This window comes from Allobosea sp. 01N443, assembly GCF_056399325.1.
The window spans coordinates 1-10,252 of sequence record NZ_JBFTRC010000262.1; the positions used below are offsets into that span (position 1 = coordinate 1).

At 60.9% G+C, this 10,252-nt stretch carries 9 protein-coding genes; 4 read left to right on the forward strand and 5 right to left on the reverse strand.

What is annotated here, in order from left to right; translation table 11 throughout:
• From AC1DRP_RS33880 to fcl, 4 genes are all read left to right on the forward strand, one after another.
• The coding region (locus AC1DRP_RS33880) for a hypothetical protein (RefSeq protein ID WP_476770819.1) at window positions 1–546 on the forward strand (546 nt) is incomplete at its 5' end.
• Window positions 546–2,285, forward strand: coding sequence for a glycosyltransferase (locus AC1DRP_RS33885; RefSeq protein WP_476770820.1), 1,740 nt, complete (start codon window positions 546–548; stop codon window positions 2,283–2,285). The genes AC1DRP_RS33880 and AC1DRP_RS33885, both read left to right, overlap by 1 nt.
• A gap of 123 nt (window positions 2,286–2,408) precedes the next feature.
• Window positions 2,409–3,482, forward strand: a complete 1,074-nt coding sequence (gene gmd / locus AC1DRP_RS33890; RefSeq protein WP_476770821.1) for a GDP-mannose 4,6-dehydratase — start codon at window positions 2,409–2,411, stop codon at window positions 3,480–3,482.
• A 65-nt stretch (window positions 3,483–3,547) separates the two neighbouring features.
• Window positions 3,548–4,516, forward strand: a complete 969-nt coding sequence (gene fcl / locus AC1DRP_RS33895; protein ID WP_476770822.1) for a GDP-L-fucose synthase — start codon at window positions 3,548–3,550, stop codon at window positions 4,514–4,516.
• 271 nt (window positions 4,517–4,787) lie between these two features.
• Here fcl and AC1DRP_RS33900 read toward each other — a convergent pair whose 3' ends face one another.
• The 5 genes from AC1DRP_RS33900 to AC1DRP_RS33920 all read right to left on the reverse strand — a co-directional run.
• On the reverse strand, window positions 4,788–5,813 hold the full coding sequence (locus AC1DRP_RS33900) for an NAD-dependent epimerase (protein ID WP_476770823.1): 1,026 nt from the start codon (window positions 5,811–5,813) through the stop codon (window positions 4,788–4,790).
• A gap of 408 nt (window positions 5,814–6,221) precedes the next feature.
• Complete coding sequence (locus AC1DRP_RS33905) at window positions 6,222–6,614, reverse strand: hypothetical protein (RefSeq protein ID WP_476770824.1); 393 nt, start codon at window positions 6,612–6,614, stop codon at window positions 6,222–6,224.
• A 445-nt stretch (window positions 6,615–7,059) separates the two neighbouring features.
• Window positions 7,060–7,944 (reverse strand): hypothetical protein, encoded by an 885-nt coding sequence (locus AC1DRP_RS33910; protein ID WP_476770825.1) that lies wholly within the window; start codon window positions 7,942–7,944, stop codon window positions 7,060–7,062.
• Entirely contained in the window at window positions 7,919–9,334 is a 1,416-nt protein-coding gene (locus AC1DRP_RS33915) for an MBOAT family O-acyltransferase (RefSeq protein ID WP_476770826.1), read from the reverse strand. Before AC1DRP_RS33915 ends, AC1DRP_RS33910 begins: the two co-directional genes overlap by 26 nt.
• Window positions 9,335–9,858: 524 nt before the next feature.
• Window positions 9,859–10,252, reverse strand: a 394-nt coding sequence (locus AC1DRP_RS33920) for a hypothetical protein (protein ID WP_476770827.1), incomplete at its 5' end; no start/stop codon positions are given.

Consider the following 10,252-nt stretch of genomic DNA (forward strand, 5'->3'; position numbering starts at 1 on the left):
GCCGAAAGCAGGCTTATCGCGTACAATCGCGATATGCTTATGCCGCAGCCCGCGGACAGGACGCTTCACCTTTACCCGATCCGCCAGTTTCCGGTCTATGGTGATATCCCTATCCGGATCACCGACAAGGCCTCTCCCGGCCTAACGCTGATCGGCAGTCTGATGTTTGCCTTGGGGCCGGAATGGGTTTTCGCTGCTGGAAACGGTGTGGAGACACGACATCCGGAACGCAGCGGGTATGTCGTCATCAGCTTCAACGAGGTCAGCAATTTCGGGCATGACCAGAAGCCGGTTATCGACGTTAGCCCGCGCCTCTTCGGTGTCGATCAGAAGGATGATCTGAGTTTTCGCTACATTATGAAAATCGACAGTGTTGAGACAGAGCGGACCGAATGGTCGCGTTTGCCGGCTGCACGCCTAAGTACTATCGGTTTCTCAGGCTCAAATGGAGTGATGACCATCCAAGTTAGGAATAATGGCCGGAACGGCGCGATTGATTCCGTCGATGTGCCCCTCCGCTCGATGGCGTCCCGGAGTTTGCCCTGATGAAGCGCAAGATCGTAGGATTCCTTCTGGCGACGATCGGGGAGAAGCGCACCTTCCGGCTGGCGGTGCTGCTGCGGCGGATGAGTTACCGACTTGGCCTCTCCCGCCTCTCTGTTGCCAGGATCGATGACGCCGGGTCGGCCCCGGCGATCGGCTTGGGCCCCTGCACTCTACCGGTCGCCTTCGCCCTCGCCAGGGTGCTACCGGGGCATCTCACGGCCGAAGATCTCGAACGCCTCTATGAGCTTGGTCGTGCCGGCAGATCGGTTTGCTGGGTTGGCAGCGCGCAGGAAAGCAGCCAGGCGGCAGTGATGCTGCATGGCGGTGGCGCGACGCATGTGGCCTTCGGCCTCCCCGCATCGATGAATAGGACCGACCTGATCGTCCTGCAGAAGGATGCAACTCTTCCTCGGCTGGTGCGGAAGGCGGCCGAAGAGGCTGGGGTACAGATTGTCGCGCTCAACGGACTCTCGGCGAATGGAGGTAATCTGCGCCATCTGAAAGGGCAGTTGTCGAGGCAGGGTCGTCTTCGCGTCGTGATTTTGAACGACGTCTGCTTCCAGTATGGCGCCGGAACGGCGACCCGGCGCCAGGCTCAGTCATTCCTGTTAGCGGGGTGGGACGTGGCGATCGTCTGCTGGCAGCCAGGGCACGACACCGGCTTTCCCCGTATCAGCCAAACGGTGCCTACTGGCCGTTGGTTAGGGGTGCATTCGCTCAGCGACGTGCACGCGGCGGCAGGGTTGTCCGACGAGGAGATCCGCGTGCGAGTCGTCGCTGAGGTCAAAGCGCTGAATCCGGACTTGGTGATCGCCGGCAATCTCCATGGTGCATCATGGCCGATCGATATCCTGCCTGCACTGCGAGACGAGGGGCTCTCGGTTGTCGCGTATATGCACGACCTGCATTGGGTGACAGGGCGTTGCGCCTACCCGGGCCCCTGTCGCGCTTATGTCGAGGGCGGTTGCCATGCGGACTGCCCTACGGCCGAGCAGTATCCCTCGATCCCGCGCAACGAGATAGCCCCGGCCTGGCGCCGCCGGGCCGACGTCTTCACGGGCCCTGACGCCATCCCGTTGATTGCGAACAGCGACTGGACGCGCGACATTGCGTTGTCCCGCTTTGGGGATGCGGTCAAAATCGAGACCGTCCATCTCGGCCTGGATCACGGTCTCTTCGCGCCAATCGACAAGGCTCTGGCCAAGCGGCTGTTGGGCGTCCCGGCAGAGCCTCCGATGGTGCTGCTGGGCTCCGTCAACGTGACGGAGGAGCGCAAGGGCGGTCCAGTTCTCGCCGAGCTGTTGAATTCCCTGAGCGCACGCGCCGATGTCGGGGTCATGGTGTTCGGCCACGGCTCAGACCGGCTCCCCTCCACCCGTGCGTTTGGTCTGGTTCGTGATGAGTACCTGATGGCGCTTGTCTATAACGCGGCCGATATCTTTGTGGGTACGGCCCGTGAGGAAGCCTTCGGGCAAACCGTTCTTGAGGCTGCGGCCTGCGGCCTGCCGGTCGTGGCTTTCAAAGCCGGAGGCATTGTTGAAGCAGCCGATGAGGGGCGGACGGCGATTCTACAGACGGAGTTCACGGCCCAGGCGATCGTCGAGGGGCTGGATCGGCTGATCAAGGACCCGGCCTTGCGCCATTCCATGGGCGCTGCCGGGCGGGAGCGCGTGGCGACCCAGTTCAGCCTCCAGGCGCAGGCCGACGCCTGGACGTCGGCCCTGCTTCGGATTTTTTGAACCTGCCGAAACGCTCTTATATGGCGGCGCTAGCGGCGAAAGAGATGTGACATTCCCGCTCTGTGTGTTTATAGCAATGCCATTCTTGAAAGCGTGACAGGCTCCTACTAGGTCTTAGAAAACATGTCTCAGAAAGTCGCTCTTATCACTGGCGCGCCGGGCCAAGACGGAGCCTATCTCTGTCAATTGTTGCTGGAAAAGGGCTATATTGTTCACGGTATTAAACGCCGCTCATCATCCTTCAATACTGCTCGCCTTGATGAGATTTATGTTGATCCGCACAATTCTGATGCGAGACTGTTTTTGCATTATGGGGATCTTACCGACTCGACAAACCTGATCCGGCTTGTCCAGGAGACCCGGCCGCACGAGATCTACAATCTCGCTGCCCAGAGCCATGTTCAGGTCAGCTTTGAGACCCCCGAATACACGGGCAATGCCGACGCGCTTGGCACGTTGCGACTGTTGGAGGCCATCCGTATCCTCGGCATGACGGAGACTGTGCGCTTTTATCAGGCGTCGACCTCCKAGCTCTACGGCAAGGTTCAGGAGACGCCGCAATCCGAGACGACGCCGTTCTATCCGCGTTCTCCCTACGCCGCCGCGAAGCTCTATGCCTACTGGATCACGGTGAACTACCGTGAGGCCTATGGCATGCATGCCTCAAACGGCATCCTGTTCAACCATGAGGGGCCGACGCGCGGCGAGACCTTCGTCACACGTAAGATCACCCGCGCTGTTGCGGGCATCCAGCTTGGGCTGCAAGATTGCATCTATCTCGGCAATCTCGACGCCAAGCGCGACTGGGGTCACGCTCGCGACTATGTCGAGGGCATGTGGATGATGCTGCAGCAGGACAAGCCCGACGATTACGTGTTGGCGACCGGCGAGATGCATTCCGTGCGCGAATTCGTCGAGATTGCCTTCGCCGAGGTCGGCAGGACAATCACCTGGAAGGGCGAAGGTGTCGAAGAAACCGGCATCGATGCCGACTCCGGGCAGGTATTGGTCAAGATCGACCCGCGCTACTTCCGCCCAACCGAGGTGGAGCTGCTGCTGGGCGATCCTAGCAAGGCGAAGCGCCAGCTCGGCTGGACGCACCGGACCGGATTCCGTGAGCTGGTGGCCGAGATGGTCGCGAGCGATCTCAGGGTGGTGGCGGGCGAACAGGGCCGCAATGATCGGTCGGCGCTCTGACGACTGGTCTCGCAAGCTAAGCGACGGCAATACAAGGAGCACGGTTGCATTGAAGCTCCGTGCTGATGAGGGATGCAGGCGTGTTTGATCTAACCGGAAAGCGTGTCTTCGTCGCTGGTCATCGCGGTATGGTCGGTTCGGCCATCGTGCGCCGCCTGCAGAACGAAAGTTGTGAGGTCTTGACCGCCTCGCGCTCCGAACTCGATCTGCGCCGCCAGGCCCAGGTCGAGGAGTGGTTTGCGGACAAGCGTCCAGACGTCGTTTTCCTCGCGGCGGCTACGGTCGGCGGCATCCTCGCCAATGATACGAGGCCTGCCGAGTTCATCTACGATAATCTCGCTATCCAGTCCTCCGTGATCGAGGCGTCCTATCGAACCGGTGTGAAGAAGCTCGAATTCCTCGGCTCCTCCTGCATCTATCCGAAGCTGGCGCCGCAGCCGATGTCGGAAGATTCCTTGCTTACAGGGCCGCTGGAAGACACCAACCAGTGGTATGCGATCGCCAAGATCGCTGGCATCAAGCAATGTCAGGCCTATCGTCGGCAGTACGGCTGCGATTTCGTCTCGGTGATGCCGACCAATCTCTATGGTCCGGGCGACAATTTCGATCTCGCCGGTAGCCACGTGATTCCCGCACTGATGCTGAAGGCGCACCGTGCGAAGTCGGCAGGCGACGCCACCCTGCCGGTCTGGGGCTCTGGTCATCCGCGGCGCGAATTCCTGCATGTCGACGACCTTGCCGATGGCGCAGTGCACGTCATGAAGCACTATTCAGGCGAGAGCCATCTCAACATAGGCACGGGCGCGGACATCACGATTGCTGCTCTCGCGCAGCTGATTGCCGATACTGTAGGGTTCAAAGGTGCCCTGTCGTTCGACGCGTCGAAGCCCGATGGTACGCCGCRCAAGCTGATGGACGTGTCGCGGCTGCAGAAGGTGGGCTGGACAGCCCAAGTCTCGCTAGAGGATGGACTGGCCGATCTCTATCACTGGTTCCTGAAGAGCTTCGAGGACGGCGCCCTGCGCGGCGCCTGAGGCAGAGGGCCAGCCTTCGCCGCCGCAGCAGAGCGCCCGCTTCACGCCGATCTCCTCGGCATGCTGCGCTTCGCGACGACCGAAGGTGCTGCTTGCGTGACCGCGGTCAACCCGATCGCTGTTGCGGAGTGAAGCTTCCCCGGGCGCGGTTGCCTTGAGCACTCTGTAGGTCATGTCCGGTCTGCCCGGCAGATTGCCGAACGGGAAATTTCCCCCGGAGCGGCGCAGCGGCTTCGGCATTCTGAGCGATCTGGGGCTGGGCCGGTCGGCGTCACCCGTGATAGGCGCGATACCAGTCGACGAAGCGCTGGATGCCAGTCTCGATCGCGGTTGAGGGACTGAAGCCGACGCGCGCTGCCAGCGCACTGACGTCGGCATAGGTCACGGGCACATCGCCGGGCTGCATCGGAAGATGGCGCTTGATCGCTTTCTTTCCGCAGGCGGCCTCGATCACGGCGATGAAGCGATCGAGCCGGATCGGCGTGTGATTGCCGATGTTGTAGATGCGATAAGGCGCCGCGGCAGTCGCAGGATCGGGCGAGGCCGGGTTGAAGTCGGGCGAGGGGATCGGCGCCTCTCCAGTCAGCCGGACGATCGCCTCGCTGACATCGTCGATATAGGTGAAATCCCGACTCATCCCGCTTTCGGCGTAGACGTCGATGGGACGGCCTTCGAGGATCGCCTTGGTGAACTTGAAATAGGCCATGTCCGGCCGCCCCCAGGGGCCGTAGACGGTAAAGAAGCGCAGGCCGGTGACCGGAACGCCATAAAGATGCGCATAGGAATGCGCCATCAGCTCATTGGCGCGCTTGGTCGCGGCATAGAGGGACACGGGGTGGTCGGCGCCATCATGCTCGCTGAACGGCACTTTGGCGTTGGCGCCATAGACCGAGCTTGAGGACGCATAGATCAGGTGCTGAACCGGATGGTGTCGACAGGCTTCCAGCACGGAGAGGAAGCCATCGAGATTAGCGCTGGCATAGGCGCGAGGATTGTCGAGTGAATAGCGAACGCCGGCCTGGGCGGCGAGATGGACCACGATGTCGGGGCGAAACCGTGCAAACCCCTCCTGGAAAGCATCATAGTTGGCAATGTCAATGCGCTCGAAGGAGAAGCCGTTGCGCGGCGTCAGGCGATCGAGCCGTGCCTGCTTCAGTGCGGGGTCGTAATAGGGATTGAGGTTGTCGATCCCGAGGACCTGGATCCCCTGTGCGAGCAGCGCTTCGGTAACGTGGAAGCCGACGAAGCCCRCAGCGCCCGTGAGGAGAACCCGTTGCGGTGATGAGCTGACCGTCACTGTCTGGGCCGCCAGGTCGTCATGAATGGTGCAGGAGGGCGCTGCGACGAGAATGCATATCTGATCCGGTATCGATTGATCATCGAAAGGGCAAGGCCTTCTTCCCGGAAAGGATAGGCGCCGTCGACGGGCTCTGGCAACGGTGGCAGCATCACCGACTGCGGCGGTGGTTCGGCTCATGGCACGCCACTGCGCCGGGAGATCGTGATCGCGCGGAAAGACGAGCCCCACTCAATTCAGAAGAACAACGTTACGCCCAAGCAGCTCCTGAATCGCCCAGCGTTCTCCCCTGGCCCGGTTGTCGACGAAGCGCTTGGAGACCGCCAGGTCGGTGCAGTCGTCGACGATGGCTCATGTCGAAATAGGAACGCGCGCTTCGGGAGCTTCCCGCTGGGCTCGCTCGTCCTGTCAGCTGAAGATCATGACATCCACGCTCAGCAGTCGTTGGATCACCCAGTTCTCCCCTTGCTGGCGGTTCTCCCGGAATGTGGCGACCACGGAAAGATCTGCACAGTCCTGAACAAAGCCCGCGGCCCCGGCGAAGTAGAACGCATGCTCGGCCCTTTGGCAGAGCATGGTTTTGTTTGCGATCTGGGCAAACGGGACGAGCGGGCAGTCCTTGGCCAGAAGGAACCGAAACGCGCCTTCCGAAACACCAATGGCGAATGGGTTGTAGATATCATCAGCCGCAACGATCCCCCTTCGGAGCATCACATTGGCGGCTAGCTGGAGATGCAGGCCCATCAGGTAAGTCGTGAAGTACGCGGCGTCTGGATGCAGCCACCCGACAACGCCGGGCAACCGACTCTCAATGAAGTGCCTGTCCGACGCCGTCAGGCGGGTTGCTCCGCTGGGGGGATTTCGGTGCTGCTGCCCAATTCCCGGCTCCTCGTCACTCAGTTGGTCCCGTAGCACCGGACCGAACTTTTCCTACAAAGCAGCCCCTCGTAGCCTTCAGGCGCCTTCATTTGCGCGGATCTGATCGTCCTGTTTGCGCTCGAGATCAATCATGCAGCGGCGAAGCGCGCTCCGCTTCGGCGATGCTTCGTAATGGCGCTAGTGCAATTGGCGGGATCGCAGTCCGGGATCTCGCGAGGCGAAACGACAATACCGTTTTACTCTGCGTTTTGCACCGCGCCTAGAGGAATCCATGTGCGACGCGACCTGATGATCGTGTCGGCCTGTCTCGGCCCAGCCGCTGCCATCTCGCCCACGCCGCGACAGCGCGCGGTGAGCGGGAGGCCGATCAAGCCTGCTTTAGCACGAGGTCGCAGGCGACCCGGCGCGCGCTCACGGGGGCAAGATGCAGGCCGTCCTCTGTGCGCAGCGGAGCGAGCGGGAAGCTGATGAGCTTGAAGTCCGGAAAGGCATCCTTGACCGCATCGCGGACCGCTGTCTGCCGGGGCGCGGCTGCGATGGCAGGGGCGACCGGCCATTCAATCAGGACGATCTCGATCCCACGCGCCTTCAGTCTCGAAATGGCCGCCTTCAGCTCTGCGAGCCTCTGCCCCAGATCTCCGGACACCGGCGCTGTCAGTTGCCGCTGCGTTTCCCGTGCCACGATATCTGGCGAGACGACATCGGCCACAGAGGGAGCGGGCAGCGCATCGCAAGCGCTTTCTAGGCTACGCGAGGCCACCGCGTTGTGTGCTGAGCCCCGCAACCGTCCAAAGCTGGATAGAAGCAGATTTATCGGCCGATACTCTAACCGCAGGCCCCTGATCCATTTGCGTAGCGCCAAGGGGATCGGGGTCGGGGCTTCAATCAGGAGCGCCTGGTCGAGCGGCTGGTCGAGAGTGTTGATTTCCACCAGGATCCGTGCCGGTCGCAGGCCAGCCTTCTCGACAAGCGCGAGCCCGGTCGCCGCGCCCTTGCCTCCGAGCGAGAGATTCATCCAATCGCCCGGCAGCCAATCGTCGKGGAGGCGCACCCCCAGGGAACTGCCGACGAGGATTGTCGATAGCATGCCTTCTCCAATCAGTGCGCGTTCGGCCCTGGCGAGATTGTAGGCATTCTGGTCGGGGTAGAGTGTCACGACCGGCCGCAGGAACTCGACGCCGAGCGCATAGGCGACCAGCAGTGAGGCGGCCGAGATGAGTACGACCCTAGAACTGGAAATAAATGAAGGCACTTGAGCTGCCGCTGTTCAGGATGATGGCGCCAAGAAGCAGGCCTTCTACGGCCATCTGGTGTTCAGGCGACCGGAAGCGCGATGTCGGAAGCAGATGATAGGCAACGACCGGCAAGCTATAGGCCACAATGACGAGGCATCGCAGGAGGCTAGGTCTGATATCCGTGTTCGTGAACATTGCCGAGACGTACTGCACCGCTTCCCCGAAATCAGGCAGCTTGAATAATAGCCAGCCTAGCGTGACGAAAGCGAAGACGGCGAAGACCCGCAGTAGCCCCAGCACTGGATTCCGGCTCGCAATCCATGCCGGTGCGGTACAGGCCCGCTCGATCGCCAATCCGGCGCCATGCCACAGGCCCCAGACCGCATAGCTCCAGGCTGCGCCATGCCAGAGCCCGCCCAGCCCCATGACGGCGATGAGATTGACATAGGCTCGAACCTTCCCATGCCGGTTGCCGCCGAGCGGAATGTAGAGATATTCGCGCAGAAAGCTCGAGAGCGAGATATGCCATCGGCGCCAGAATTCGGCTATGCTGTCCGCCAGATACGGGCGGTTGAAATTGACGGGCAGCCGATATCCCATCAGTGCGGCGATACCGATTGCGATACAGGAATAGCCGCAGAAATCAGCGAAGATCTGGACGGAATAACCGATCAGCAACGCCACAAGATCGACGCTCGAGAGATTCTGACAGGCCGGGCAACTGATGAAGGTGGTCTGCTGCGCCAGATTATCGGCGATGACAACCTTGAGAAAAAAGCCGACGACCACATTGTGGATCACTGTCCGCCAATCGATGTCCGAGAACCTCTTGCCTGCGATCTGAGGCATGAATTCGGCGGCCTTGACGATTGGCCCCGCGACAAGCTGCGGAAAGAAAATGATATACAGCAGGGTGTTGCGATAATGGCGGCCGAGCTTGAACGGATCGGCTTTCGGAACCTTTCCTCGCCAAGTATCGACCACGAGGGAAATACCATGAAATGTGTAGAAACTGATCCCGACGGGAAGCGGAAGCAGGATGAGCGTCTGTCCTATCGAGGGGGTTTGATCAAAATTTGCTCCGAGAGCCCCGGCAATAAGGTGATTGTACTTAAAGAAGCTTAGTATGGCCAGATTCGCCGTGACGCCGGCCGTTGCGCTCAGCCTGGGCATCGCGCCTTTCATGACCGCGTAGCTTGCAAGGCTGGTGATTGTTGCAGACAGAAGCAGGAGCGTCAGAAGAGCCGGCTGTTCCCAGGCATAGAAAAAAAGGCTCGCACACACGAGCCAGCTAACCTGCCATTGCCGCATTGCTGGTATGTAGTAGATAAATACTACAAAAATCAGGAATACTATGAATTCGACGCTGTTGAATATCATTGCCCGTCCGCTGATGTGCGTCTGCACAAGGCGCCGGCTTTCTTAGATATTCTCCCTTGAATGATCAATGTGTTGCTGCATAGGCGCAACGGGACGGTTCGGAGCGCTCGATCGCAAGACAGGAACCCGCTGTTATCGAGCGGCGTCTCGCCAGGAGCGGCAATGAAGCGGAATGCGCGCCGCTGCGACGTTGATCGCGAATCCGCCGACGTCCTCCCGCGCGGCCGTGCCGGCCAATTGGTTCAGAATGAGCTATGACCCCCCTTCGCGGAGCAGCTTCCTTGAAGKGCGCGATACTGGATGCTCTCATTGCCGTCAGTTCTCAATGGCCCGTGATGTTCGGCTTCGGCAGGGCGTCGTCTGGCCGTTGGAGGGGACCAGCAGCGATTCCTCCTGAAGCGGGCGCCGAGCTCCTTTGTCGTCTCCCATGCGTACCTTCCCTGAACCCCGCAGACCAGCTGGGGATACGCCATCAGTTCGCCGCCCATCCAAGCGCAGGAAGCTCGACGAGCTGCGGGAACTTATCGAGCGGTTGCGGAAGGATCCTGCGCTTACGCAGTATCGCACGCGGCTGGTGGAGGCGGAGCGTCCCACAGAGAGCGGATTCTCTCCATGCCTGCGTGGCGTACCTGGGCGATCTGCAAACGATGCTTCGACCACATCTCTCCGATGATCAGTGGAATACCATATTTGATGGGATCGCAACTCCCGAGCAGGTCGCCCGAAGTGTTCTGAGGCGAGCCGCTGGCTCGCCGGCCCGGGCACCTCATTTTTGGACCCTCTTCGACCTTTCGACCGCTCACCTTCGCCCGGGCGACATCGCTTTGCTCGAGCAATACCGTGGGCCGGATTGGGAGGGCGAACAAGATCGCGATCCCGGTCAGACGCTTTTCATCAGCGCCGTGGTCGGAGGTTGGTTGATCACGACGGTATACTGCCACGCGC